Origin of the sequence: Aliidongia dinghuensis, from assembly GCF_014643535.1 — a bacterium.
GTDB lineage: Bacteria > Pseudomonadota > Alphaproteobacteria > ATCC43930 > CGMCC-115725 > Aliidongia > Aliidongia dinghuensis.
On record NZ_BMJQ01000012.1, the window covers coordinates 119,241 to 145,052 of the forward strand.

Genomic DNA, 25,812 nt, shown 5'->3' on the forward strand with positions numbered 1-25,812 from the left:
TTAACGGAAGCTTTGACCCGGACGGGCGAACCGGGCAAAGCTCATGGTTGGTTTCGTAAGGTGGCTAATCTCCGAAACGACGAAACGGCTCGGAGATGCGGGAGGAGACGAGGTTATGGAGGATAACAGCCGGCGCATCACCGAAGAGGAAGCGCTGCGATTTCACGCGGAGGGCAAGCCCGGCAAGATCGAGATCGCGCCGACCAAGCCGCTCACGACCCAGCGCGACCTGTCGCTGGCCTATTCTCCCGGCGTCGCCTATCCCTGCCTGCACATCGCCAAGGACCCGGCGACCGCCTATGACTACACGGCCAAGGGCAATGTCGTGGCCGTCATCTCGAACGGCACCGCGGTTCTGGGCCTGGGCGACCTGGGCGCGCTCGCGTCCAAGCCGGTGATGGAGGGCAAGGCCGTCCTCTTCAAGCGCTTCGCGGACATCGACTCGATCGATCTCGAGGTCGACACGCGCGACGTCGACCAGTTCATCAATGCGGTGCGCTATCTGGGCCCGAGCTTCGGCGGCATCAATCTCGAGGACATCAAGGCGCCGGAATGCTTCATCATCGAGCAGCGCCTGCGCGAGCTCATGGACATTCCGGTCTTCCACGACGACCAGCACGGCACGGCCATCATCGCGTCGGCCGGCCTCATCAACGCCTGCAACCTGACCGGCCGGTCCTTGAAGGACGTGAAGCTGGTGGTGAACGGCGCCGGTGCCGCCTCGATCGCCTGCATCGAGCTCTTGAAGGCCATGGGCGTCGGCCACGACAACGTCATCATGTGCGACACCAAGGGTGTCATCTACCAGGGCCGCACCGAGGGCATGAACCAATGGAAGTCGGCGCACGCGGTCAAGACCGAGGCGCGGACGCTCGGCGAGGCGCTCGAGGGTGCCGACGCGTTCTTCGGCCTGTCGGTCAAGGGGGCCGTCACCCAGGACATGGTGAAGAAGATGGCGAAGCAGCCGATCATCTTCGCCATGGCCAACCCGGATCCTGAGATCACGCCGGAAGATGTGAAGGCGGTCCGGCCCGACGCGCTGGTCGCGACCGGGCGCTCGGACTATCCGAACCAGGTGAACAACGTCCTGGGCTTCCCCTATATCTTCCGCGGCGCGCTCGACACGCGCGCCCCCACGATCAACGAGCCGATGAAGATCGCCGCTGCCGAGGCGCTGGCGGCGCTGGCGCGCGAAGACGTGCCCGACGAGGTCGCCGCCGCCTATTCCGGCCGGCGGCTCACCTATGGCCCGGAGTACCTGATCCCGGCGCCGTTCGACCCGCGGCTCATCTCGCATGTGCCGGTCGCAGTCGCCAGGGCGGCGATGGAATCGGGTGTCGCGCACAAGCCGATCGCCGACCTCAATGCCTATGCACGCCTGCTCGCGACCCGCATGAACCCGGTCGCGGGCTCGCTGCAGGGTATCTTCGAATCCGTGCGCTCGAAGCCGAAGCGGATCGTCTTCGCCGAGGGCGAGGAAGAGAAGGTCATGCGCGCGGCGCTCGAGTTCAAGAACGCCGGCTACGGCATGCCGGTGCTGATCGGCCGCGAGGAGCGGGTGCACGCGACCCTGAAGTCGATCGGCCTTTCGGCGCCGGACGGGCTCGAGGTCCACAACGCGCGGCTCAGCCACAACAACAAGACTTACACCGACTTCCTGTTCAAGCGGTTGCAGCGCAAGGGCTTCCTCTATCGCGACTGCCAGCGGCTCGTGAACCAGGACCGCAACGTGTTTGCCGCCTGCATGGTGGCGATGGGCGACGCCGACGCGATGGTGACCGGCACGACGCGCAGCTACGCCGCCGCGTTCGAGGAAATCACCCGGGTGCTCGACGCCAAGCCGAACAAGCGGCTCTTGGGTCTCATGATGATGATCGCGCGCGGCCGTACCGTGTTTGTCGCCGACACCACGGTCCACGAGCTGCCGACGCCGGAGGAGCTCGCCGACATCGCCGAGCAGGCGGCCGACACCGCCCGCCAGATGGGTGCCGTGCCGCGTGTCGCCCTCCTCTCCTTCTCGAACTTCGGCAACCCGATGCGCGAAAAGGCGCAGCGTGTGCGTGCCGCGGTCGAGGTGCTCGACCGCCGCAAGGTCGATTTCGAATATGACGGCGAGATGTCGGCCGACGTGGCGCTCGATTTCAACCTGATGCGCCGGAGCTACCCGTTCTGCCGCCTGACCGGCCCGGCCAACGTGCTGGTCATGCCGGCGCTCCATACCGCGAACGTCTCGTCCAAGCTGCTGCAGCAGCTGGGGGGCGGCACGGTGATCGGGCCGATCCTGCTCGGCCTCGAGAAGCCGGTGCAGATCGTCGAGATGGGGGCGACGGTGTCCGACATCGTCAATCTGGCGGCGCTGGCATCCTACGAGGCCATCTCATAGGTTGTATTACAAGTGTTTGCGACCGTTCGATGAAATTTCGGACGGTCGTCATGAAACGGCAACATCAGTGACGGATACCTCGGAGCTACGCGGATCGAACCCGGTCGACGGGACGGAGCGGCAAAGTGCCGCTCCGGAGGCGGTACCGCGTCAGGAAGGTCCCCGTCCCCTTATGCCGTTTCGCCGCTTCGTCGCCTCCATTGCGCTCATGGCCGGTGTCGTGCTGCTCGCGTTTGCGGCTCTGGTGATCGATGGCGACCTGCGGATCTGGCCGGCCGTGATTGCCGGCATTCTGGTGATCGGCTGCCACGCGCTCCTGCTGCGCGCCTTCCTCGATGGGCTGGCACGGCTCCGCGCCGGCGTCGAGGAGATCCTGGTCGACCCGGAACGGGCGGTGCCGGTCGTCCGCTCGTCGAGCCCGGCGGTCAACGAGCTGTGGCTTGCGATCATGCGGCTCACCCGCGTCTGGCGCCAGCGCATCAGCGGGCTCGAGATCGAACTCGCCGGGTCCAATACCGTGCTGGCAGCGCTGCCCGACCCGCTCATCCTCGTCAACGAGCGGCGCGAGGTCGTGCGGCAGAACGCCGCCGCCAAGGCGCTGTTCGGAGACCATGTACTGCGCCGCGACCTGGCGGTGGCCCTCCGGCAGCCGCCGCTCCTGGCCGCGGTCGACGCGGTCGTGGCCGGCGGCAGCGGCCGGCTCGTCGAGTTCGAGCTCTCGAGCCCGGTCGAGCGCCACATGACGGCGCGCATCGATCCCCTGCCTGCCCGGACCGAGGACGGCGTCATCCTGCTGGTCTCGCTCCATGACCTGACCTCGGCCAAGCGGGCGGAGCAGATGCGCGCGGATTTCGTCGCCAACGCCAGCCACGAGCTCCGGACGCCGCTCTCGACGCTGGTGGGTTTCATCGAGACGCTGCAGGGGCCGGCGGCCGACGACGAGGAGGCGCGGGTCAAGTTCCTTGCCATCATGCAGCAGCAGGCCTCGCGCATGGCGCGGCTGGTCGAGGATCTCCTGTCGCTCTCGCGCATCGAAATGAACGAGCACCAGCCGCCGACGACGCCGATCGAGGTCGTGACGGTGCTGCGCCACGTGGCGCAGACGCTGGAGCTCAAGGCCGCGGCGCGCGGCATGACGATCGACTTCGACGTGGCGGACGAGCGCGTCCGGGCGGTGGGCGACGCCGACGAGCTCGCCCAGCTGTTCCAGAACCTGATCGACAACGCGATCAAATATGCCCGGCCGAACACGCCGATCACGCTCGGCGTCGGCCCGTCGCGGCGCGTCAAGGAGGGGGTCGCGATCAAGGTGCGCGATCGCGGCGAGGGCATCCCGCGCAATCATCTGCCGCGGCTGACCGAACGGTTCTACCGCGTCGATACGGCGCGCTCGCGTGAGATGGGCGGCACCGGCCTCGGCCTCGCCATCGTGAAGCACATCATCAACCGGCACCGCGGCCAGCTCGAGATCGACAGCGAGATCGGCGAGGGCACGACCTTCACGGTGCACCTGCGCAGCTCGATCCCGGGCCCGGCGACAGCGCCCGGCTCGAAGGCGGACGACAAGCGCGCTGCGGGTTGAGCGGCCTCCCGCCGGACCCTGCGGCGAGAGGCCGCAAACTCGTATCAATGCCTGTGTGCCGTGCAGGGCGGCATTAATCAAAGCAGCTTCAAACTGTCATCTAACTGTCATCTGACAGCTGTATCTCGTCGGGCGTGGGCAGACGCGCCGTCGGCGCGGTGGGGATCCCACAAGAAACTTTGGGAGATCGTTTCGTGAATGCACTCAGCAGGAAGCTGATCGGGGCCGCGTTTGTTGGCGCCATCTCGCTGACCGCCGTCGGTGCCCAGGCTGCCGATATCTCTGGCGCCGGCTCGACCTTTGCTTACCCGATCCTCTCCAAGTGGGCCGAAGCCTACAAGGCGAAGGCCAACGTCGGCATGAACTATCAGTCGATCGGTTCGGGCGGCGGCATCAAGCAGATCAATGCCAAGACCGTCGATTTCGGCGCGACCGACATGCCGCTCGAGCAGAAGGACCTGGACGGCCCGGGTCTGGCCCAGTTCCCGATCATCATGGGCGGCATCGTCCCGGTCATCAACGTCAAGGGCATCGACGCCGGCAAGCTCAAGCTGACCGGCAAGATCCTGGCCGACATCTATCTCGGCATGATCAGCAACTGGAACGACAAGGCGATCGCCGCGATCAATCCGGGCCTGAAGCTGCCGGACCTCGCGATCGCGCCGGTCTACCGGTCGGACGGGTCGGGCACGACCTTCAACTTCACCTACTATCTGGCCGAGGAATCGCCGGAGTGGAAGGACAAGATCGGCGTCAACACGGCGGTCCAGTTCCCGCAGGGCATCGGCGGCAAGGGTAACGAAGGCGTTTCGGCCTTCACGAGCCGCACCGACGGCGCCATCGGCTACGTCGAATACGCCTATGCGAAGCAGAACAAGCTCGCCTATGCGCTGGTGCAGAACAAGGAAGGCGCCTTCCCGGAGCCGAACCTGAAGAGCTTCCAGGCTGCCGCCGCGAACGCCGACTGGGCCCATGCCACGGGCTTCAAGGTGATCCTGGCGAACCAGCCGGGCAAGGACAGCTGGCCGATGACCGCGTCGACCTGGGCGCTCGTCTACAAGAACCAGGACAAGGCCGACATCGGCAAGTCGGTGCTGACGTTCTTCGACTATGCCTATAAGAATGGTCAGCCGGCGGCCGAATCGCTCGACTATGTCCCGATGCCGGACAATGTCGTGAAGCTGATCGAGGAGAGCTGGGCCAAGGACGTCAAGGGCGACGGCAAGGCGCTCTGGCCGTAAGCCTGAACCAGACTTCCTGAAAGCTGTGGGGGAAGGGCGGCATTCTGCTACCCTTCCCTCGCGCGCATGAGGAGCAAGACGCGACCCATGGTCGATATTCCCAGCAGCAGCAGCAGAGTGCTTCAACTGCGCGGCCCGCAGCATCTGTTCGACAGGCTGTTCCGCAGCGCCACTCTGTTCTTCGGACTGTTCATCCTGCTGCTCCTGGGCGGCGTGGCAGTCTCGCTCGTCGTGGGATCGTCCGCGGCGTTCAGCAAGTTCGGCCTGCCGTTCCTCTGGACCGACATCTGGAACCCGGCGACGGAACGGTTCGGCGCCCTCGTGCCGATCTACGGCACGCTCATGACCTCGCTCATCGCGATGGTCGTCGGCATTCCCTTGAGCTTCGGCGTTGCCGTCTTCATCACCGAGCTGTGCCCGCCGGTGCTGAAGCGCCCGCTGTCGATCGCGATCGAGCTTCTGGCTGGCATCCCCAGCATCATCTACGGCATCTGGGGCCTGTTCGTGTTCGCGCCCTTCCTGCAGGCGTATGTCCAGCCGTTCCTGATCGCGACCCTGGGCCACATCCCGGGGCTGGGCGTGCTCTTCGCCGGCCCGCCGTTCGGCATCGGCATCCTGACCGCCGGCCTCATCCTCGCGATCATGGTGCTGCCGTTCATCTCGTCGATCATGCGCGACGTGTTCGAGACCGTGCCCCCCATGCTGCGCGAGTCCGCCTACGGGCTCGGCTGCACGACGTGGGAGGTGATCTGGCGCGTGGTGCTGCCCTACACCAAGGTCGGCGTCGTCGGCGGCATCATGCTGGGCCTCGGCCGTGCCATGGGCGAGACCATGGCGGTCACCTTCGTGATCGGCAACGCCCACCAGATCCGGACCTCGCTGCTGGCACCGGGCACGACGATCTCCTCAGCGCTCGCTAATGAATTCACCGAGGCGACGACGCCGGTCTACACCTCGTCGCTCATCACCCTCGGCCTCATCCTGTTCTTCATCACCTTCATCGTGCTGGCGGCGGCGAAATACATGCTGATCCGCATGCAGCGCCAGGCGGGGGGCTGAGCCATGGCCAAGGATCTCGCGCGTTACGCGCGGCGCCAGCGCAAGAACTGGATCGTCCTGGGTCTCTCGCTCTGCGCCACCGGCGTCGGCCTGTTCTTCCTCGGTGCCATTCTCTATGCCCTCCTGGTCGAGGGCATCGCGGCCATCCGGCCGTCGCTCTTCACCGAGATGACGCCGGCGCCCGGCAGCGACGGCGGCCTGTTGAACGCGCTCTTCGGCTCAGCGGTCATGACGATCGTCGGCACGGTTGTCGGCACGCCGATCGGCGTCCTGGTCGGCACCTACGTCGCCGAATACAGCCGTGGCAACAAGCTCGGCCAGGCGATCCAGTTCATCAATGACGTGCTGCTCTCGGCACCGTCGATCATCGTCGGCCTGTTCATCTACCAGCTGATGGTCGTGCCGATGGGCCATTTCTCCGGCTGGGCCGGCAGCATGACGCTCGCCATCCTGGTGATCCCGGTCGTGACCCGCACGACCGTCGACATGCTGGCGCTGGTGCCGAACGCGCTCCGCGAGGCGGCGGCGGCCTTGGGCACGCCGAAATGGCGCATCACGGTCTCGGTGTGCTATCGCGCGGCGCGCCAGGGCATGCTCACCGGCATCATGCTCGCGGTCGCCCGCATCAGCGGCGAGACGGCACCGCTGCTCTTCACCGTGCTCTCGAACCAGTTCTGGAGCACCGACATGAACCGGCCGATCGCGAGCCTGCCGGTCGTCATTTCGAATTTCGCGCTCAGCCCCTATCCTGACTGGCAGCGCCTCGCCTGGGGCGGCGCGCTTCTGATCACGCTCGCGATCCTGTGCCTCAACATCACCGCCCGCTCCCTCGCCTCCTTCGGCAGTATCAAGCAATGAACTCAGAGCCCCTGAAGACGCCCGCCGGCGAGCCGAACTACTCCGATGTCGCTTCGTCCGGTCTCGGTGCGGCCGCGGTGTCGCCGACGAAGGATCCGGTCGCGGCCGGCAAGCTGGTCGAGAAGATCGAGATCAAGGATCTGCGCTTCTACTACAAGAAGTACGAGGCGCTGAAGACGATCAACCTGACGCTCGCCGACAAGCGGGTGACTGCGTTCATCGGTCCCTCGGGCTGCGGCAAGTCGACCCTGCTGCGCGTGCTAAACCGCATGTACGCGCTCTATCCGGAGCAGCGGGCAGAGGGCCAGGTGCTGGTCGACGGCGAGAACATCCTCGACCCCAAGGTCGACCTCAACCTGCTCCGGGCCAAGATCGGCATGGTGTTCCAGAAGCCGACGCCGTTCCCGATGTCGATCTTCGACAACATCGCGTTCGGCATCAATCTCTACGAGGACCTGCCGCGCGCGGAGCTCGAGGACCGGGTCGAGCAGGCGCTCCGGAAGGCGGCCCTCTGGACCGAGGTCAAGGACAAGCTGAAGCAGTCGGGCCTGGGCCTCTCGGGCGGCCAGCAGCAGCGCCTCTGCATCGCGCGCGCCATCGCGGTGAAGCCAGAGATTCTGCTGCTGGACGAGCCCTGCTCGGCGCTCGACCCGATCTCGACCCAGAAGATCGAGGAGCTGATCTCGGAGCTTAAGACCGACTATTGCATCGTCATCGTCACCCACTCGATGCAGCAGGCGGCGCGCAGCTCCGATTTCACCGCCTTCATGTATCTGGGCGAGCTCATCGAGTTCAACGACACCGAGACGGTGTTCACGAACCCGCATAATAAGCGCACCGAGGATTACATCACCGGCCGGTTCGGCTGAGGCTCGAGAGCGAAAGCGCGGGGCAGGAGCAGGGCATGCCGACCGATCACATCATGAAGACCTACGACGACGAGCTGAAGCGGCTCAACAACGCCATCATCCGCATGGGTGGATTGGCGGAGAGCCAGGTCGCCGCCTCGATTCAGGCGACCGTCAAACGCGACAGCGAACTCGCCCACGAGGTCGTCGAGCAGGACGCGCAGGTCGATGCGCTCGAGGCCGAGGTCGAGGCGCTCGCCATGCGGCTCCTGGCGCTCAGGCAGCCGATGGCGCGCGACCTGCGCGAGATCGTCTCGTCGCTCAAGATCGCGTCCGACCTCGAACGGATCTGCGATTATGCGGCGAACGTGGCCAAGCGCTCGATCGCGCTCAACCAGGCGCCGGTGGCGAAGCCGGTCTACGCCATTCCGCGCATGGGCAAGCTCGCCCAGGCGCTGATCAAGGACGTGCTCGACGCCTATGTCCAGGGCGATGCCGACAAGGCCATGCACGTCTGGCTCTCGGACGAGGAGCTGGACGAGCTCTATACGAGCCTGTTCCGCGAACTCCTGACCTACATGATGGAAGATCCGCGCAGCATCACCGCCGGCACGCATCTCCTGTTCATGGCGAAGAATATCGAGCGGATCGGCGACCACGCGACCAACATTGCCGAGACGATCTACTACCTCATCCATGGCACGCCGTTGAAGGAGGCTCGGCCGAAGCGCGACCGGTCGAGCACCTCGGTCGTTCTGCCGGGGCCGGTCGCGGTCGCCACCACCGATAGCGAAGAGACGAAATGAAGCCTCTGGTCATGATCGTCGAGGACGAGGCGCCCCTCGTCACTCTGCTCAAGTACAATCTGGAAAAGGAAGGCTTCGGCGTCTGCGAGGCAACCGACGGCGAGGAGGCGCTGGTGCAGATCGCCGAGCGCAAGCCCGACGTCGTGCTGCTCGACTGGATGCTGCCGCTCGTCTCCGGCATCGAGGTCTGCCGCCAGATCCGCCGCTCGCCCACCTCGCGCACGCTGCCGGTCATCATGCTGACCGCGCGCGGCGAGGAGGCCGACAAGATCCGCGGCCTAAACAGCGGTGCCGACGACTACATCACCAAGCCGTTCAGCCCGTCGGAGCTGATCGCGCGGGTGCGCGCCGTCATGCGCCGGGCGAAGCCCGACAGCGCCGGCGAGAGCCTCGGCTTCGCCGACGTGTCGATGGATCTCGCAGCCCATCGCGTGACGCGCGGCGGCCGGCCGATCCATCTGGGCCCGACCGAGTTCCGCCTGCTGCGCTTCCTCCTGGAGCACCCGGGCCGGGTGTTCTCGCGCGAGCAGCTGCTGGACGCGGTCTGGGGCCACGACGTCTATGTCGAGCCGCGTACCGTCGACGTGCACATCCGCCGCCTGCGCAAGGCCCTGAACGGCCCGAACGAGATGGATGTCATCCGCACCGTCCGCTCCGCCGGCTACGCGCTCGACGAGGCGCGGGACTGAACGATATCCCCATCATTCCCGCGCAGGCGGGAATCCAGGGTTGCCGGAAAGATCCTTCGCTTGCCCTGGATCCCCGCCTCCGCAGGGATGACGGAATGAGAGCGTAGGTCCTCCAAAAGCAACAAAGGGCGCCGCCGGTCATCCGGCGGCGCCCTTCGCTTGTTCAATCCTAGGCCCGGCTCAGCGGTCGGCCCTGTAGCGCTCCATGCCCTGGCGGATGAGGTCGGCCGCCTCTTCCGGGCCGCACCAGTGCTTGACCTTCACCCACTTGCCCTTCTCCAGGTCCTTGTAGTGGGTGAAGAAATGCTCGATCTGCTCGATCAGGATGTGGTGGATGTCCTTGTAGGACGTCACGTCCTCGTAGAACGGGTGCAGCTTGTTGACCGGCACCGCCAGGATCTTCTCGTCCTGGCCGCTCTCGTCCTCCATGATCAGCGCGCCGATCGGGCGCGACGGCAGGACGACGCCCGGCACCAGCGGATGGCGGCCGAGGACCATGCAGTCGACCGGGTCGCCGTCGTCGGACAGCGTGTGCGGGATGAAGCCGTAATGGGCCGGATAATGCATCGCCGTATGCAGGAACCGGTCGACGAACATGGCACCCGATTCCTTGTCGACCTCGTACTTGACCGGCGGGCCGCCCATCGGGATTTCGATGATGACGTTGACGTCGTAGGGCGGATTCTTCCCGGTCGGGATCTTGCTGATATCCATTAGGCGTCTCGAAACGTTTGAGGTCGGTGAAGCGTCCAGCCGGAAGCGCCCGGAGGGAGCGCGGTCGCGATCAATGAGCTCTGGGCAATAGGCCCTGGGCTCTAACGCCCGCTGCTGCCGATTTCTTCCGCGAGGCCGCCCTCGGGCCGGGTCCGGAGCGCCAGCCACAGGAGCAGCGCCAGACCGGGCAGGGGCAGGCCGATCGAAAATACGAAGAACCACAGCCAGCCGAGCCAATCGGCAGCCGCACCGCCGGCGGATACGAAGAAGTTCCGGGCGAACGCGGCCAGCGCGGAGAGTAGCGCATATTGCGTTGCGGTATAAGTCCGGCTGCACAGGGCAGATAGGTACGCAACGAATGCCGCGGAGCCGATGCCGCCCGCGACGTTCTCGAACGCGATGGTCGCCGTCAGCACGGTCAGGTCATGGCCGGCGAGCGCCTGCGCCACATACATGGCGTTCGATCCCATCTGCAGGACGGCGCCCAGGAACAGCGTGCGGATGGTGCCGTAGCGATAGACGAGCGAGCCACCCAGCGCCACGCCGACGATCGTGGCGATGATGCCGAACACCTTGCTGATGCTGGCGATCTCGATCTTGGAGAAGCCCAGCGACAGATAGAGCGGCCCGGCGTAATGGCCGGTCACCGCATCGGCCATCTTGTAGACGAGAACGAAGAGGAGGATGAGAAACCAGCGCGGGCGCAGGGCGAAGTCGCGGAAGGGCGCCAGCACGGTCTCGGCGAAGCCGCCGCGCGGCGCGCGCTCGACCTGGGGCTCCGGCGTCGCCAGCACGGTCGCAACGCCGACCAGCATGAGTGCCGCCATGACCTGATAGGCGGCGGGCCAGCCCCAGGCGGCAGCGGCATAGAGCGCGCCCGCGCCGGACGCGATCATGCCCAGCCGATAGCCGAACTGGGTCGCGGCCGCACCGGCGCCCTGCTCCTCCGGCAGCAGAAGCTCGACGCGATAGGCGTCGACGACGATGTCCTGGCTCGCCGAAAAGAAGGCGACGAGCACGGCCATGAGGGCGGTCGGCACGGGGGCGGCCGCCGGGTCGGTCAGGCTCAGACCCAGGAGGCTGAGCGCGACGCCGGCCTGGAACAGGATCGCCCAGGAACGGCGGCGGCCGAGACGGCGGGTCAGGCCCGGGATGGCCAGCCGGTCGACCAGCGGCGCCCAGAGGAACTTGAAATTGTACGAGACGGCGACGAGTGCGAAGAGGCCGATCTCGCGCAGCGAGACCTGGGCGTCGGCGAGCCAGAGTGCCAGCGTCGAGCCGCTCAAGGCGAGCGGCAGCCCGCTCGAGAAGCCCATGCCCAGGATCGCGACGAGGCGCGGGCGGCCGTAGATCCTGATCGTCTCAAGCATCTCTAGTGCATGATGGAATTAGATTTGCTCTCGGTTCACGCGGTCGCCGCTCGTTTGGCTCCCTCTCCGCCCTGAGGGCGGAGAGGGACTTGTACGGCGCTCCGATCGAACCTGATGCATATCGTTCTAGGAGGCCACCCGCAGGGTCCAGGATCGGGCGCTCAGGCCGCTTCGACGTCGGCCGCGACCTTCATGCTCACGATCTTGTCCGGGTCGGTGACGCTGCCGTTGCGCGCCGAGTTGCCCTTCTTGATCGCGTCGATGTGCTCCATGCCGGAGACGACCTCGCCCCAGGCCGTGTACTGGCCGTCGAGATGTGGCGAGGTGCCGAGCATGATGAAGAACTGGCTGTCGGCCGAGTTCGGGTCCATGGCGCGCGCCATGGAGCAGACGCCGCGGACGTGCTTCTTGTCGTTGAATTCGGCCTTGAGCTTGCTGCCCGAGCCGCCGGTGCCGTCGCCGCGCGGGCAGCCCGTCTGCACCATGAAGCCGTCGATCACGCGGTGGAACACGATGCCGTCGTAGAAGCCCTCACGCGCCAGCCGCTTGATCTGGGCGACATGGTTCGGCGCCAGGTCGGGGCGCATTTCGATGACGACACGGCCGGTCGGCACTTCGAGATAGAGGGTGTTTTCGAGATCTGCCGCCATGGCGGTCCTCCAGCGTTCCGGAAAGGAAAAAGTCGCGGGACCTTAGCGATCCCGCGACGGTCTAACAAGTCGGGCTGGCAAGTCGAGCTGGCAAGTCGAGCTGGCAAGTCGAGCTGGCAAGTCGGGCCGGCAAGCCGGCGGATGCCTTACGACTTCTTGTCCGCGTCGGCCGCGATCTGCAGGCGGATGATCTTGTCCGGATGGGCGACGGCGCCGTTGTTGGCCTCGGTCCCGGCCGCGAGCTTGTCGACGAACTCCATGCCCGAGACGACCTGGCCGAAGACGGTGTACTTGCCGTCGAGGAAGCCCGCGTCGCCCGTGGTGATGAAGAACTGGCTGTCGGCGGAATCGAACGAGTTGGCGCGCGCCATGCCGACGATGCCGCGGGCGAAATGCTCGTGCGAGAATTCCGCCTTGATGTTCTTGCCCGAGCCGCCCGAGCCGTTGCCGAGCGGATCGCCGGTCTGCGCCATGAAGCCCGGGATGACGCGGTGGAAGGTGAGCCCGTCGTAGAAGCCGCGGTGCACCAGCTCCTTGATGCGCGCCACATGGTTGGGCGCCAGGTCGGGCCGCAGCTTGATCACGACGCGGCCGGCGGGAATGTCGAGGTAGAGCGTGTTCTCCGGGTCGGTCGCCTGGGCGTGGGCGGCCCCGGAGACGACCAGCGGGGCCATCACGAGGGCGACGAGAAGGAGCAGGACGCGAAACAGCTTCTGCATGGTCGATCCTTATGGGGGGTCCTGGCCTTATGGGCGATCCTGGGGACCGGTGAGGAAAGGCCGCGACGATAGCGGAGCCGCCGCTGCCGGAAAAGCCTGGCATGTCGCCTCCCTGCTGGCTTCGGCGATCGCCTGCATGCTAGCGTCATGCAATGGCAACCCAGGAAGAACGCTCGGCCGCTTCGCTGGCCAAATTGATGGCTGCCGCCCGCAGCCTGTTCCGCGCCCACGGCTATGCAGAAACCTCGGTTGACGACATTACCCGGGCGGCGGAGCTCACCAAGGGCGCGTTCTACCATCATTTCACCGACAAGAAGGCGATCTTTCACGCCGTCTATGAAGAGGGGGAGGACCAGCTCCTCGCCGACATCATGGCGGCGTGCGGCCATGGCGATCCCTTCAGCATGCTGAAGGGCGGCTGCCTCGCCTTCCTCGATCTGATGATGGATGCCGGGACCCAGCGGCTTCTGTTGCGCGAGGGGCCGTCGGTCCTGGGCTGGGATGTGTGGCGCGAGGTCTGCGCCCGCCATTCGCTGGGCCTGATCACGGCCGGCATCCGCGGGGCGATCAAGGCCGGTCAGATCCGGCCCCGGCCGATGGAGCCTTTGGCGGCAACGATCTACGGGGCCTTGACGGAAGCCGCGCGCTACCTGGCGCAGCTCGACGATCCGGCGGCCGGGCTTGCCAGCGTGCGGGCCGAGATCGAAGGGATGCTCGACGCACTGCGCACGCAGCCGGAGCAGGCTCCGGCTGCGTGAGCGTTTCGTACCGAACGCGCGCGCTTCAGCGACGCTGCGCCGCGACGCGCGCCTCGCGTTCCTCCGCGAACACGGCCGCAATGGCCGGCCGGGCCGCGACCCGGTCGAAATAGGCGCCGAGCTCGGGCCAGGGCGAAAGGTCGAATTCCACGTAGCGCGCCCAGATCAGCATGTTGAACAGATAGGCGTCGGCTACGGTGAAATACTCGCCCATGAGGAACGAGCCGGTGCTGAGTGCCCGGGCGACATGCCCGAAGCGCTGCGGCAGGAGATGCCGCGCCAGGCGGCGTGCGCTTTCGGCCCCGGCCGGATCAACCGTCGGGGCAATGATCAGCAGCACACTTAGAATCTTGTGCAGCTCGCCGGCGACGAAGCTCAGCCATTCCTGCAGCCGATAGCGCTCGAACGACGTGGCCGGCGGCACCAGCTGCCGGCCGGACGCCTGGTCCCCGACATATTGGAGAATGGCGCCGACCTCGGTCAGCACGGCGCGGTCGTCGAGTACCAGCGTCGGCACCTGGCCCTTCGGATTGAGGGTTGTGAGGTCGGTGCCGTCCTGGGCCCGCTTGGTCGCGAGATCGACCCAGCGGGTCTCCACGTTGAGCCCGGCCTCGGCAAGCGCCAAGCGGACGGTGAAGGAACAGGCGAACGGACTGGCGTAGAGCTTCATGGTGCTGGCTCCCGTGATTTTGCGGCTTGCTGGTCGAGGGGGGCGGTCGTGGCGGGGGTCCCGGCGGTCGCCGCAACGGCGGCCTTGCCGGCCTCGTCGCGGGGTGCGTTGGTGACGGCGTCGCTCGTGGCGTCACCGGCGGCGAACAGGGCAATCACGATCCAAATGGCGATCATCGCAGCCTCCCGGTCATGCGGTTCAGATCATCAGACCCAGAGTACATACCATGAGTACGCAATATCATACTAGCGGTATGTAAGATCGCACTTCCGCCTTCCGGTGGTGCGGGCCACAAGACGGGACGATGAGGAGGCGAGCATGACCGAGGAGGACCGGGCGGCTTTGCTCCGGCAATGGGCGCTGGAAAATCGAGCCAACGCCGAGATCCTGCGCCGGCTGCCGGCGCTGGGATTGCCCGAGGCGTATCTGGTCGCAGGCTGCCTCTATCAGGCGGTGTGGAACCGGCTTGCCGGGCGGGCGGCCGAGGCCGACATCAAGGACTACGACGTGTTCTATTTCGACGGAGCGGACTTGAGCTGGGAGGCCGAGGACCGGGTGATCCGCCAGGCGCGCGACCTGTTCGCCGACTTGGGCGTCGAGGTCGAAGTGAAGAACCAGGCGCGCGTCCATCTCTGGTACGGCCAGCGCTTCGGTGCGGGCTATCCGGCGCTGACATCCGTCGAGGACGGCATAGGGCGCTATCTCGTCGCCTGCACCTGCGTCGGCATCCGGGCCGCCGACGGCGCGCTTCACGCGCCCTACGGCCTCGCCGAGCTGTGGGACGGCATCCTGCGCATGAACGCAGCCAATCCCCGGCCGGCGCTGTTCCAGGCCAAGGCCGAGAGCTACCGGGCGCGCTGGCCGTGGCTCACCATCGTGTCGCCCAGCACATAAGCCGAGGGCTGCTTGAACCCGCGACGCCGAACCATGGCGCCGGCTGCGTCAAGACGACTCGCGGCTGATCCAAAACGGCAAAAGGGCCGGATCGGCTGCCCGATCCGGCCCTTTTTGTGGGATCCGATCCTTACGAGGCTTCGGCCGCGCGGCTCGCGCGCTTGCGCTCGTTCGGGTCCAGCAGCTTCTTGCGCAGGCGCACGCTCTTCGGCGTGACCTCGACCAGCTCGTCGTCCTCGATATAGGCGATCGCCTGCTCGAGCGTCATGATGCGCGGCGGCGTGAGGCGGATCGCCTCGTCCTTGGACGTCGTGCGGATGTTGGTCAGCTGCTTGGCCTTGAGCGCGTTCACCTCGAGATCGTTCTCGCGGTTGTGCTCGCCGATGATCATGCCCTGGTAGATGGCGGCACCCGGCACGATGAACATCGGCCCGCGGTCCTCCAGGTTCCAGAGCGCGTAGGCCACCGCATTGCCGTCGCTGTTCGAGATGAGCGCGCCGTTGCGCCGGCCCTCGATCGGGCCCTTGTAGGGCGCGTAGCCGTGGAAGAGGCGGCTCATGAGCCCCGTGCCGCGCGTGTCGGTCATGAACTCGCCCTGATAGCCGATGAGGCCGCGCGACGGCGCCAGGAACGTGACGCGGGTCTTGCCGCCGCCCGACGGCCGCATGTCGGAGAGCTCGGCCTTGCGCAGGCTCATCTTCTCGACCACGACGCCGGAGAATTCCTCGTCGACGTCGATCTGCACTTCCTCGATCGGCTCCAGGCGCTGGCCATTCTCGGTCTTGAACAGCACGCGCGGGCGCGAGATCGACAGCTCGAAGCCTTCGCGGCGCATGTTCTCAATCAGCACGCCCAGCTGCAATTCGCCGCGGCCGGCCACTTCGAGCGCGTCCTTGTCGGCGGTCTCGCGCACCTGGATCGCGATATTGCCCTCGGCCTCGCGGAACAGGCGCTCGGCGATCATGCGCGACGTGACCTTCGAGCCTTCGCGGCCGGCGATCGGGCTGTCGTTGACCGAGAAGGTCATGGCAAGCGTCGGCGGATCGATCGGCGTGGCCGCGATCGCCTCGGTCACTTCCGGCGCGCAGATCGTGTCGGCGACGGTCGTGTCGGTCAGGCCCGCGACGGCGATGATGTCGCCGGCCTCGGCCTGGTCGACCGGCACGCGCTCGAGGCCGCGGAACGAGAGCAGCTTCGAGAGCCGGCCCTGCTCGATCACCGAGCCGTCGCGGCGCAGCGACTTCACCGCCATGTTGATCTTGGCCGTGCCCCTGAGGATGCGGCCGGTCAGGACGCGGCCGAGGTACGGATCGGCCTCGAGCGTGGTCGCCAGCATGGCGAAGGGCGCTTCCGTGTCGCCCTTGGGCGGTTCGACATGGCGCACGATGAGCTCGAACAGCGGCGACAGGTCCTCGCGCGGGGCATCCAGCGACTCGGCGGCCCAGCCGTTGCGGCCGGAAGCGAACAGCGTCGGGAAGTCGAGCTGCTCGTCGGTCGCGTCCAGCATGGCGAAGAGGTCGAACACCTCGTTGTGCACTTCCTGCACGCGGGCGTCGGGCCGGTCGACCTTGTTGATGAGCACGATCGGCTTCAGGCCCTGCTTCAAGGCCTTGCCGACGACGAACTTGGTCTGCGGCATCGGGCCCTCGGCCGCGTCGACCAGCACGACGACGCCGTCGACCATGCTCAAGATGCGCTCGACCTCGCCGCCGAAGTCGGCATGGCCCGGCGTGTCGACGATGTTGAGCCGCGTGTTCTTCCAGACGACGGACGTGCACTTGGCCAGGATGGTGATGCCGCGCTCGCGCTCGAGATCGTTCGAGTCCATGGCGCGCTCGGCCACCTGCTGGTTCGAGCGGAAGGTGCCGCTCTGGCGCAGGAGCGCGTCGACCAGCGTGGTCTTGCCGTGGTCGACGTGGGCGATGATGGCGATATTACGGATATCCATGGGACTCTCGGATGTCTCTTTCAGGCCGTCTCAGGCCTTGATATGGGCCGCGAGCGACGTCTCGGGGCGGGCGCCGTAGTGGCTGATGATCTCGGCGGCCGCCAGGCTGCCGATCCGCCCGCATTCGGCGAGCGGCAGGTTGCGGGTCAGGCCATAAAGGAAGCCCGCGGCATAAAGGTCGCCGGCGCCGGTCGTGTCCACGACACGCGCGACCGGCGCGGCCGGAACCGCGACCGCTTCCGTGGCACTGACGATGACCGAGCCCTTGGCGCTGCGGGTCACCGCGGCGAGCTCGGTCATGCGGCGGACACGTGCCACCGCCTGGTCGAAATCGTCGGTCTCGAAGAGAGCGGTCAGTTCCGCCTCGTTCGCGAACAGCACGTCGACATGGCCCTCGACCAGGTCGAGAAACGCCTGGCGATGGCGATGGACGCAGAAACTGTCCGACAGCGACAGCGACACCTTGCGGCCGGCGGCATGCGCGATCTCGGCCGCCTTGCGGAAGGCGGCCTGCGCCAGGGGCGGATCGTAGAGATAGCCCTCGAGGTATGTCACCTGCGCGCTCTGGATGAAATCCGCATCGACGTCCGCGGGGCTCAAGCCCACGCAGGCGCCGAGGAACGTGTTCATGGTGCGCTGCGCGTCCGGCGTGACCAGGATGAGGCAGCGCGCCGTCGCCGGGCCGTCCACGGCGGCCGGCGTCGGGAAGGTGACGCCCGCCGCCGTGATGTCGTGGCGGAAGACCTTGCCCAGCAGGTCGTCGCGCACCTTGCCGATATAGCCGGCCGTGCCGCCGAGAGAGGCGAGGCCCGCGATGGTATTGCCGGCGGAGCCGCCCGAGGCTTCGATGCCCGGGCCCATGGCGGCATAGATCGCTTCGGCGCGCGCTTCGTCGATCAGCATCATGGCGCCCTTGTCCATCGCATGGGCGGCGAGGAAGGCGTCGTCGGCCTGGCTGATCACGTCGACAATGGCATTGCCGATGCCGACGACGTCGAACGGTGCGGTCGTCATGGACGAGGCATATCCTGGACAGAGGACAAATTTTGCGGCGCAGTATATGAATTTCCGCTCCGCTGGCAACCGACCCGGGCGCAGGGGTAGTATCCGCTAACGCCGCGACGTCCTGCCCTTTCCTCTTTGCTCGCTCGAGCTTCATCCATCGATGGTCTCCGCTCTCACCCGCGCCTTTGCGCAATTGCCTCAGCCCGAAATGCGCGGACCGCTCATCCGCTCCCTCGTCTGGGCCTTGCTGGTCTTCGCGGCACTCTGGGTCGTCGTCGCCGGCGTCATCCACGCGATGCTCGCCCGGCAGGAGCATTGGATCGAGCTGCTGGCCGACCTGCTCGGCGCCTTCGCCGCCCCGGTCGTGACCTGGCTCCTGTTCCCGAGCGTCGTGCTGATGATCCTCAGCTTCTATGCCGAGGCGATCATCGTCGCGGTCGAACGGCGCTATTATCCCAATCTTGCCACGCCGCCGACCGCTCGGCGAATGGCAAACCTGTGGAGTGGCGTCAGGCTGGCCCTCATTGGCTTGGCGCTCAACCTCGTTGCACTACCCCTATACCTGCTGTTTCCCGGCTTGAATCTGATTCTATTTCTCGGCCTGAACGGCTACCTTCTCGGGCGCGAATACTTCGATGCCGTGGCGCTCCGGCGGGTCGACTGGCGCGCGGCTGAGCGGCTGTGGCGACGGCATCGGCCGAGGTTCCTCCTCACCGGCATGGTCGTCGCAGGGTTGTTTGCCCTTCCGGTCGTCAACCTCGTGGCGCCGATCATCGGTCTCGCGGCTGCCGTCCATCTGGTCGAACGGTTCCGGGAGCTGGATCCGATCTGAACGGGCCGCTGCCGGATAAGGTCGCCTGAATAATCTTGCCTCTGGCAGACGCGCCAGGGTGAAGTTGCTCCAAGCTCGTTGTCGACAATCGCACGTCAAACACATCGCACGTCAAACTCTGGGGATCCGATACATGTTCCGCCGCAAGAAGACTGAAGGCGAAGACGGAGCGCCCGATCAGGCGCTCGCGCCGGAAAATCTCGTGGCTCCGGCCGCCAAGACTGCCCCGCGGCCGGGTCCCAGCCCGGCCCTGGCCCAGCCCTCGCAACCGACCCTGCCCAACCGTGTGTCAACCATTCCGATGCGTCCCGCCATGCCTGAGGTAGTAAGACCGATGACCACCGAATTGCCCCGCCGTCCCGCCGAGCCGTCCCCCGCCGCCCCGAGTGCCGCGTCGTCCTTCGGCGCCACGCCGGCTGCGGCTCCGGCTGCCGCCCCGGCCGCCAGGCTCGAACCGGAGCTGCGCCAGCTGCTCGTCGGTCGCGAGATCACGCTCTCGGGCGAGATCACGACCTGCGACCGCCTGCTGGTCGAGGGCAGCGTCGAGGCGAACCTGGCGAACTGCAAGGAAGTGGAGATCGCCCAGACCGGCCTGTTCAAGGGCACGGCCTCGGTCGACAACACCGAAATCCGCGGCCGGTTCGAAGGCTCGCTTACGGTGAAGAAGCGGCTGCTCATCAAGGCGACGGGCCGGGTCTCCGGCACGATCCGCTACGGCCAGCTCGAGATCGAATGCGGCGGCCAGGTCTCGGGCGACGTGCAGGCGACCGGCATGGAAGAGTTCGAGGCCAAGCCCACGAGCGGGTCGGCGTCCGCCAGCGCCCCGGCCTCGGCCGCCAGCGACTCGCACAAAGACATGAACGCGACCCGGATCGTCTGATCCGGTTGCCGGACGCCCCGGGGGCCTGGTCGGCGGAGGTTCCGTCGGCCAAGCACCCGGGATCCCGGCGATTTTCCTTTACAGAATCTAAACACTCGGCCGCTACGGTCCTGGGTTGTATTTCGAAAGATGCGTCGAGTCGCGGGATTCCCCTGGGATTCCTGTTGCGTCGCAAGATCGGAATCCGGCAAGTATCCGCGGGGCGGTTTTCAGGGGGTTTATTGTGGTTGCCACGTCCGGCTCGGCCGCGGGCGTCGTAGAGGGCGCGTGTCCGGTTCCTCGCGGTTGGGCCGCTGGCCTGCCGCCGAAACAAGTGTCGAAACGTGTTCGGGGCCCCGTCGCGGCCGCCCTTATCGCCCTCAGCCTTGCGGCCTGCTCGACCGGCGCCCCCCAGGCGGCACTCTCACCCGCCGACGTCAGCTATCGCTCGCCCCAGCCGGCGCGCGCCCACTTCGCCGTGGCCGAGATGGCGTCGCTCCATGACATGTCCGACCGGCAGCTGGTGCAGCGCCTGGGCACGCCGGATTTCACCCGCCGCGATCCGCCGGCGGAGATCTGGCAGTATCGCAGCGCCTCCTGCGTGCTCGACGTGTTCCTCTATCCTGGTGACGGCGGGCTCAAGGTCGCGCATGCGACGACGCGCGACCGGATCAAGCTCGGTACCCCCGACAACGGTTGCACGCCGTTCCCTGACCAGCGCTCCGCCTCGGCGAAGTAAGCTTCTTCAGGCAGCCAGCTCCGTCTTGGCTGGGTAGCGGCACTGGTCCGCGACCGGGCAGGTCGGGCACTCGGGCTTGCGGGCCTTGCAGGTATAGCGCCCGTGCAGGATCAGCCAGTGGTGGGCGTGAAGCCGCCAGCGGGCCGGCACGCGCTTCATGAGCGCATCCTCGACCGCGCGCGGCGTCTTGCCGGGGGCGAGGCCCGTGCGGTTGCCGACCCGGAAGATATGGGTGTCGACCGCAATGGTCGGCTTGCCGAACGCCACGTTCAGCACCACGTTCGCGGTCTTGCGGCCGACGCCCGGCAGCGCCTCCAGCGCCTCGCGGTCGCGCGGCACCTCGCCGCCATGCTGGGCGACCAGGATCTCCGACAGTTTCAGCACGTTCTTGGCCTTGGTGTTGAACAGGCCGATCGTCTTGATGTGCTCGCGGATGGTCTCTTCGCCCAGCGCCGCCATCCTGGCCGGCGTGTCGGCGATCTGGAACAAGGTCTTCGTCGCCTTGTTGACGCCGACGTCGGTCGCCTGGGCCGACAGCACGACCGCGACCAGGAGCGTGAAAGGGTTGGAATATTCGAGCTCGGTCTCCGGCGCCGGCAGCCGCTCGGCAAGCCGTTGAAAGAACCCCTCGATGTCGGATTTGGTCATCAGCGCGGACGTCATGATGGCGGGGAGAGTATAGGGCGGCGGATGCCCGCGCCAGCCCATGTGGCCCGGCTTTACCGGCCCACGTGCGCGGCTTTATGATTACGAAATCATGAATGATGCCGTATCCGAGCCGACGCCGCTCTACGAAACGGTGCTCCGGCCCCATCGCAGCCTGACGCCCTGGGGTTTCCTGCTGCTGATGCTGGCCATGGCCGGGGTCAGCTTCGTGACCGGCATCGCCTTCGTGAGGATGGGCGCCTGGCCGGTGACCGGCTTCTTTGTGCTCGACCTGCTGCTGCTCTATGGCGCCTTCCGCCTGTCCTATCGGGCGGCCCGCGTCAGCGAGACCATCCGCCTCGTCGGCGACGACGTCACGGTCGAACGGGTGGGCGTACGCGGCGAGGTCCGGCGCTGGCGCTTCCAGGCGTTCTGGCTGCGCATCAAGCTGATCGAGATCGACGGTCGCGCCAGCCGCCTGGTGCTGACCTCGCACGGCCGCGAGCTCGCGGTCGGCAGCTTCCTGTCACCTGACGAGCGCCGCCGGCTCGCGGGCGAGCTCGACGACGCGCTCGTCCGCTATCGCACCCATCCGGTCTGATCCGGCTTATTGCGCCTCGACGGTCCGATGCAGGGCCACGCCGACGACGACCAGGCCGATGCCTGCGAGCTCTGCCGGGCTTGGAACCTGCTTCAGCACGAGAAAGCCGATCGCCGCCGCCGTGGCTGGCAGGATCGACAGCATGAGCGCGAAGCTCGCGCGCGGCAGGCGCGCCATGGCGAGTTGGTCTGTGACGTAGGGGATGACCGAGGAGGACACGCCGACGCCGATGCCGGCCGCGAGCAGCCAGGGCTCGCGGAACGCCGGCGCCGCGTCGCCAAGGCCGAACGGCAGGGCCGCGACCATGGCAATCATCATGGCAAGGCCCAGGCGGTCGATACCGCCGGCGCCCGACAGCCGGTGGCCGAGCACGATGTAGAGCACGAACAGCGCGCAATTGGCGAAGGCGAAGACATAGCCCAAGGGCGCGCCCGCAATGCGCACGTCGGTCAGAACGAAGACGCCTGCCGCTGCCAGCAGCAGAGCCGCAAGATTGCGCGGCGAACGAAGGCCCAAAGCCGCAAGCCCGATCGGGCCCAGGAACTCGATCGCGCCGACCGTGCCGAGCGGCAAAGCCTGGATCGCCAGATAGAACACGGAATTCATGACGGCGAGCACGATGCCGAGCCCGAGGGCTGCCAGGCGCTCAGCCGGGGCCAGCCGGCCGAAGGTGCGCCAGGGCCGCCGCCAGAGCGCGAAGATCACGGCGGCGCTCGCGATGCGCAGCCAGGCGACGCCGAGCGGCTCGATCCGGGCGAACAGCAGGACCGCGAACGAGGGGCCGAGATAGTGGAACACCGCGCTCACGACGAAATAGGCGTGCGGCGGCACCCGCTCGACGAGCGGCGGTGGGTTTGGCAGGGCTTGGTCGGTCGGCATGCCGATCAGTATGGCGGCGCCGGCGTCGATGCTCTATAAGCGGATGAAGGTATGAAACGCTATCCTCCTTCACGTCGAAGGAAATTGTCCGAATGAGCTTTCAAGTTTCGACGCTTCTGGCCGATGAGACCAACATCTCGATTCTGCGCGCGATGACGGAGCGGCCGCGCATCGGCATGTCCGAGCTGGCGCGGGCCGTCGGCATGTCGGCCCCGGCGGTGCGCGAACGGGTGCAGCGGCTCGAGGAGGCGGGCGTCATCCGCGGCGTCCGCCTCGAGCTCGATCCCAAGGCGCTGGGCTATCCGGTCGCGGTCATGGTGCGGATCCGCCCGATGCCCGGGCAGCTGCCGAAGATCATCGAGCTGGCGCGGCTGAGCCCGCGCGTCGTCGAGTGCCACCGCATCACCGGCGAGGATTGCTTCATCCTGAAGATGCATCTGGAGAGTATCGACGCGCTCGACGGCGCGCTCGACGCTTTCCTCGCCTACGGGCAGACCACGACCTCGATCATCCAATCCTCGCCGGTGCCGCCGCGCTCGCTGCCGCTGCCGGGCTGAACGCTCAGAGCCCGAGCACGTCCTTCATGCCGTAGAGGCCGGGCGGGCGGCCCTTGACCCAGAGGGCGGCGCGCACGGCGCCACGGGCATAGATGCGCCGGTCCGACGCCTTGTGGCCGAGCTCGACCCGCTCGCCGAGGCCGGCGAACATCACGGTATGGTCGCCGACCACGTCGCCGCCGCGCAGCGTCGCGAAGCCGATCGTGCCGCTTGCGCGGGCCCCCGTGTGGCCGTCGCGGCTCTTGACCCAGACCTCGTCGAGCGGCACCTGGCGCCCGGCCGCCGCCGCGTGGCCCAAGGCCAGCGCCGTGCCCGACGGCGCGTCGACCTTCATGCGATGGTGCATCTCCAGCACCTCGATGTCGTAGTCGGGGCCGAGCCGGGCGGCCGCCTGCTCGACCAGGCCCAGCAGCAGGTTGACGCCCAGGCTCATGTTGGCGGACCAGACGATCGGCGCCTGCCGGGCGGCCGCTTGGATCGCCGCCGTCTGGGCGGGATCGAGCCCGGTCGTGCCGACGACGAGCGCCTTGCCGGCTTCGGCAGCGAGGGCCGCAAGGCGCACGGTCACGGCCGGTGCGGTGAAATCGATCACGACGTCGCTCGCCTGGACGAGCGCCACCGCGTCATTGCCGACCGTGACGCCGAGCGGCGCCAGACCCGCGAGGCTGCCCAGGTCCTGGCCTTGGAGTGTTGCCGCTTGCGCGGTGCCGCCGGCGAGCATGGCGCCCGTGGTTCCCACGACCTCGGCGATCAGCATGCGGCCCATCCGGCCGCCGCAACCGACGATTCCGATCCGGCACTCACTCATCTGGCTCACTCCTCGACGGTTGCGGCTGCTTTGCGCCGCCCGCTTTGCGCATCCCGGGTCCATGTGTATGGTTGCGGCCGTTTCCAGACAAGGGCGTCCGTCTTGGGGTGCCCGTTCCGACCGGAAGTCGCCGCCTCCCATGTCCCTGTTCCGTTCCGTCGCGGCCATCGGCGGCAATACCATGATCAGCCGGGTGCTGGGCCTCGTGCGCGACACGCTCACGGCGCAGGCGCTGGGCGCCGGCCACCTGTCCGACGTGTTCGTCGTGGCGCAGCGCCTGCCGAACATGTTCCGCACGATCTTCGCCGAGGGCGCCTTCTCGACCGCCTTCGTGCCGCTGTTCGCGCACAAGATCGCCGACGAGGGCGAGGCCGCCGCGCGCGCCTATGCCGAGCGCGCCATGGCGGTGCTCTTGACCGGGCTCCTGGCCGTGACCGTGCTGGCCGAAGCGTTCATGCCGTTCCTGATCCCGGCGATCGCCTTCGGCTTCACGGAGCGGCCGGAGCAGTTCGCCGCCGCGACGTCGCTGACGCGCGTGACCTTTCCCTATCTCCTGTTCATCTCGCTCGTCTCGCTGCAGGGCGGCATCCTGAATTCGCTCGGCCGATTCGGCGCCGTCGCCTTCACGCCGGTGCTCCTGAACATCTTCATGATCGCCGCCGTGTTCTGGGGCCGGGCGTTCGGACACGTGATCGACGCGCTCGCCTGGAGCGTCACCATCGCGGGCCTGGTGCAGTTCCTGTGGCTCGCCATCTCCTGCGCCCGGGCCGGCATGGCGCTCCGCCTACCAATGCCGCGCCTCACCCCGGACATCAAGCGGCTCATGGCGCTGATGGGGCCGGGCGTGTTCGGCGCCAGCGTCAACCAGATCAACCTGTTCGTCTCGACCAACGTCGCCTCCATGCTGCCGGCGGGGTCGGTGACCTACCTCTATTACGCCGATCGGCTGAACCAGCTGCCGCTCGCCGTCATCGGCATCGCGGTCGGCACGGCGATCCTGCCGAGCCTGTCGCGCCAGCTGCGCGGCGGCGACGTCAAGGCCGCGACCGACACGCAGAACCGCGGTCTCGAATTCGCCTTTCTCTTCACGCTGCCGGCGGCGGCAGCGCTCGCCGTCATTGCCGAGCCGATCCTGTCGGTGCTGCTGGTGCGTGGCGATTTCACGCCGCTGGCGGCGCATGAGACGGCGCTCGCCCTCATCGTCTATGCCTTCGGCCTGCCGGCGCTGGTCGTGGTCAAGGTGCTGGTGCCGGCCTTCTATGCGCGCCAGGACACGCGCACGCCAGTCAAGATCGCGGTCGTCTCGCTCGTGGTCAATCTGGTGCTGACCCTGGTCTTGAGTCGCTTCTTCGCCCATGTCGGCAATGCGCTCGCGACCACCACGGCCGGCTGGGTCAATGTCGGGCTCTTGAGCGTGGCACTCCGGCGGCGCGGGCATCTGACGCTCGACCACCGGCTCATTGCGACCGTGCCGCGCCAGATCCTGGCGGCGATTGTCATGGCGGTCGTGCTGGTCGGCGTCGACCGGCTGCTGGCGGCGAGCCTCGGCAGTACGGCCGGCGCCGTGCGCTATCCGGCGCTGGCCGCCCTCATCGTGACCGGCCTCGTCAGCTACGGCCTCTTCGTGCTGCTGTTCGGCGCCGCCCGCGTGAGCGACCTGAAGCGGCTCATGCGGCGCCAACCCGCTTGACCCGTCCT

At 67.1% G+C, this 25,812-nt stretch carries 27 protein-coding genes; 16 read left to right on the forward strand and 11 right to left on the reverse strand.

Annotated elements, in window-relative coordinates; translation table 11 throughout:
• The first annotated feature begins 115 nt into the window (after positions 1-115).
• From IEY58_RS22100 to phoB, 8 genes are all read left to right on the forward strand, one after another.
• Positions 116-2,383: an NADP-dependent malic enzyme gene (locus tag IEY58_RS22100; RefSeq protein WP_189049835.1), complete on the forward strand. Its 2,268-nt coding sequence runs from the start codon at positions 116-118 to the stop codon at positions 2,381-2,383.
• 172 nt (positions 2,384-2,555) lie between these two features.
• Positions 2,556-3,965: a phosphate regulon sensor histidine kinase PhoR gene (phoR, locus tag IEY58_RS22105; protein ID WP_189049837.1), complete on the forward strand. Its 1,410-nt coding sequence runs from the start codon at positions 2,556-2,558 to the stop codon at positions 3,963-3,965.
• Positions 3,966-4,159: 194 nt separating this feature from the next.
• Positions 4,160-5,206 (forward strand): phosphate ABC transporter substrate-binding protein PstS, encoded by a 1,047-nt coding sequence (pstS, locus tag IEY58_RS22110; protein WP_189049839.1) that lies wholly within the window; start codon positions 4,160-4,162, stop codon positions 5,204-5,206.
• Positions 5,207-5,293: 87 nt separating this feature from the next.
• The gene (gene pstC, locus IEY58_RS22115) at positions 5,294-6,265 is read left to right on the forward strand and encodes a phosphate ABC transporter permease subunit PstC (RefSeq protein ID WP_189049841.1); all 972 of its coding nucleotides are present in this window, start codon (positions 5,294-5,296) and stop codon (positions 6,263-6,265) included.
• A 3-nt stretch (positions 6,266-6,268) separates the two neighbouring features.
• Complete coding sequence (gene pstA, locus IEY58_RS22120) at positions 6,269-7,123, forward strand: phosphate ABC transporter permease PstA (RefSeq protein WP_189049843.1); 855 nt, start codon at positions 6,269-6,271, stop codon at positions 7,121-7,123.
• A complete protein-coding gene (pstB, locus tag IEY58_RS22125) occupies positions 7,120-7,992 on the forward strand; it encodes a phosphate ABC transporter ATP-binding protein PstB (RefSeq protein ID WP_189049845.1) in 873 nt (290 codons plus the stop codon). Before pstA ends, pstB begins: the two co-directional genes overlap by 4 nt.
• Before the next feature lie 35 nt (positions 7,993-8,027).
• Positions 8,028-8,777: a phosphate signaling complex protein PhoU gene (phoU, locus tag IEY58_RS22130; protein ID WP_189049847.1), complete on the forward strand. Its 750-nt coding sequence runs from the start codon at positions 8,028-8,030 to the stop codon at positions 8,775-8,777.
• Positions 8,774-9,466 carry a phosphate regulon transcriptional regulator PhoB gene (gene phoB / locus IEY58_RS22135; protein WP_189049849.1) on the forward strand — a complete coding sequence of 231 codons (693 nt, stop codon included), beginning with the start codon at positions 8,774-8,776 and terminating at the stop codon, positions 9,464-9,466. The genes phoU and phoB overlap by 4 nt, the downstream gene beginning before the upstream one ends.
• A 180-nt stretch (positions 9,467-9,646) precedes the next feature.
• Here the strand turns inward: phoB and ppa are convergent, their stop codons facing one another.
• The 4 genes from ppa to IEY58_RS22155 form a co-directional block, all read right to left on the reverse strand.
• Positions 9,647-10,180 carry an inorganic diphosphatase gene (gene ppa, locus IEY58_RS22140; protein WP_189049851.1) on the reverse strand — a complete coding sequence of 178 codons (534 nt, stop codon included), beginning with the start codon at positions 10,178-10,180 and terminating at the stop codon, positions 9,647-9,649.
• A 101-nt stretch (positions 10,181-10,281) separates the two neighbouring features.
• Positions 10,282-11,550 carry an AmpG family muropeptide MFS transporter gene (locus tag IEY58_RS22145; protein WP_189049853.1) on the reverse strand — a complete coding sequence of 423 codons (1,269 nt, stop codon included), beginning with the start codon at positions 11,548-11,550 and terminating at the stop codon, positions 10,282-10,284.
• Positions 11,551-11,711: 161 nt separating this feature from the next.
• A complete protein-coding gene (locus IEY58_RS22150; protein WP_189049855.1) occupies positions 11,712-12,200 on the reverse strand; it encodes a peptidylprolyl isomerase in 489 nt (162 codons plus the stop codon).
• Between the two features lie 146 nt (positions 12,201-12,346).
• Positions 12,347-12,919 carry a peptidylprolyl isomerase gene (locus tag IEY58_RS22155; RefSeq protein WP_189049857.1) on the reverse strand — a complete coding sequence of 191 codons (573 nt, stop codon included), beginning with the start codon at positions 12,917-12,919 and terminating at the stop codon, positions 12,347-12,349.
• 197 nt (positions 12,920-13,116) lie between these two features.
• On the opposite strand from IEY58_RS22155, the gene IEY58_RS22160 reads away from it, so the two are divergent.
• The gene (locus IEY58_RS22160; protein WP_189049860.1) at positions 13,117-13,677 is read left to right on the forward strand and encodes a TetR/AcrR family transcriptional regulator; all 561 of its coding nucleotides are present in this window, start codon (positions 13,117-13,119) and stop codon (positions 13,675-13,677) included.
• A 25-nt stretch (positions 13,678-13,702) separates the two neighbouring features.
• On the opposite strand, the gene IEY58_RS22165 is transcribed toward IEY58_RS22160, so the two are convergent.
• Both IEY58_RS22165 and IEY58_RS22170 read right to left on the reverse strand, forming a co-directional pair.
• Positions 13,703-14,347 (reverse strand): glutathione S-transferase N-terminal domain-containing protein, encoded by a 645-nt coding sequence (locus tag IEY58_RS22165; protein ID WP_189049862.1) that lies wholly within the window; start codon positions 14,345-14,347, stop codon positions 13,703-13,705.
• The gene (locus IEY58_RS22170) at positions 14,344-14,523 is read right to left on the reverse strand and encodes a hypothetical protein (protein ID WP_189049865.1); all 180 of its coding nucleotides are present in this window, start codon (positions 14,521-14,523) and stop codon (positions 14,344-14,346) included. Before IEY58_RS22170 ends, IEY58_RS22165 begins: the two co-directional genes overlap by 4 nt.
• A 142-nt stretch (positions 14,524-14,665) precedes the next feature.
• On the opposite strand from IEY58_RS22170, the gene IEY58_RS22175 reads away from it, so the two are divergent.
• Positions 14,666-15,241, forward strand: a complete 576-nt coding sequence (locus IEY58_RS22175) for a nucleotidyltransferase family protein (protein WP_189049867.1) — start codon at positions 14,666-14,668, stop codon at positions 15,239-15,241.
• A gap of 130 nt (positions 15,242-15,371) precedes the next feature.
• Here the strand turns inward: IEY58_RS22175 and typA are convergent, their stop codons facing one another.
• Together typA and IEY58_RS22185 are read right to left on the reverse strand one after the other, a co-directional pair.
• Positions 15,372-17,189, reverse strand: a complete 1,818-nt coding sequence (typA, locus tag IEY58_RS22180; RefSeq protein ID WP_189049869.1) for a translational GTPase TypA — start codon at positions 17,187-17,189, stop codon at positions 15,372-15,374.
• A 30-nt stretch (positions 17,190-17,219) separates the two neighbouring features.
• Entirely contained in the window at positions 17,220-18,203 is a 984-nt protein-coding gene (locus IEY58_RS22185; RefSeq protein WP_189049871.1) for an adenosine kinase, read from the reverse strand.
• Positions 18,204-18,354: 151 nt separating this feature from the next.
• On the opposite strand from IEY58_RS22185, the gene IEY58_RS22190 reads away from it, so the two are divergent.
• From IEY58_RS22190 to IEY58_RS22200, 3 genes are all read left to right on the forward strand, one after another.
• Complete coding sequence (locus tag IEY58_RS22190; RefSeq protein ID WP_189049873.1) at positions 18,355-19,026, forward strand: EI24 domain-containing protein; 672 nt, start codon at positions 18,355-18,357, stop codon at positions 19,024-19,026.
• 334 nt (positions 19,027-19,360) lie between these two features.
• Positions 19,361-19,906, forward strand: a complete 546-nt coding sequence (locus IEY58_RS22195) for a bactofilin family protein (protein ID WP_189049875.1) — start codon at positions 19,361-19,363, stop codon at positions 19,904-19,906.
• Positions 19,907-20,219: 313 nt separating this feature from the next.
• On the forward strand, positions 20,220-20,624 hold the full coding sequence (locus IEY58_RS22200; protein WP_189049877.1) for a hypothetical protein: 405 nt from the start codon (positions 20,220-20,222) through the stop codon (positions 20,622-20,624).
• A 6-nt stretch (positions 20,625-20,630) separates the two neighbouring features.
• On the opposite strand, the gene nth is transcribed toward IEY58_RS22200, so the two are convergent.
• Positions 20,631-21,272, reverse strand: coding sequence for an endonuclease III (gene nth, locus IEY58_RS22205; RefSeq protein ID WP_189049879.1), 642 nt, complete (start codon positions 21,270-21,272; stop codon positions 20,631-20,633).
• A gap of 109 nt (positions 21,273-21,381) precedes the next feature.
• On the opposite strand from nth, the gene IEY58_RS22210 reads away from it, so the two are divergent.
• Positions 21,382-21,870: a DUF2244 domain-containing protein gene (locus tag IEY58_RS22210; RefSeq protein ID WP_189049881.1), complete on the forward strand. Its 489-nt coding sequence runs from the start codon at positions 21,382-21,384 to the stop codon at positions 21,868-21,870.
• 6 nt (positions 21,871-21,876) lie between these two features.
• Here the strand turns inward: IEY58_RS22210 and IEY58_RS22215 are convergent, their stop codons facing one another.
• Positions 21,877-22,749, reverse strand: a complete 873-nt coding sequence (locus IEY58_RS22215) for an EamA family transporter (protein WP_189049882.1) — start codon at positions 22,747-22,749, stop codon at positions 21,877-21,879.
• 92 nt (positions 22,750-22,841) lie between these two features.
• Here IEY58_RS22215 and IEY58_RS22220 point away from each other — a divergent pair, with 92 nt between their 5' ends.
• Positions 22,842-23,306, forward strand: a complete 465-nt coding sequence (locus tag IEY58_RS22220; protein WP_189049884.1) for an Lrp/AsnC family transcriptional regulator — start codon at positions 22,842-22,844, stop codon at positions 23,304-23,306.
• A 4-nt stretch (positions 23,307-23,310) separates the two neighbouring features.
• On the opposite strand, the gene dapB is transcribed toward IEY58_RS22220, so the two are convergent.
• On the reverse strand, positions 23,311-24,114 hold the full coding sequence (gene dapB, locus IEY58_RS22225) for a 4-hydroxy-tetrahydrodipicolinate reductase (protein ID WP_189049886.1): 804 nt from the start codon (positions 24,112-24,114) through the stop codon (positions 23,311-23,313).
• Positions 24,115-24,253: 139 nt separating this feature from the next.
• Between dapB and murJ the strand changes: the two genes are divergently transcribed.
• Positions 24,254-25,804 (forward strand): murein biosynthesis integral membrane protein MurJ, encoded by a 1,551-nt coding sequence (gene murJ / locus IEY58_RS22230; RefSeq protein ID WP_189049888.1) that lies wholly within the window; start codon positions 24,254-24,256, stop codon positions 25,802-25,804.
• Positions 25,805-25,812: the final 8 nt, after the last annotated feature.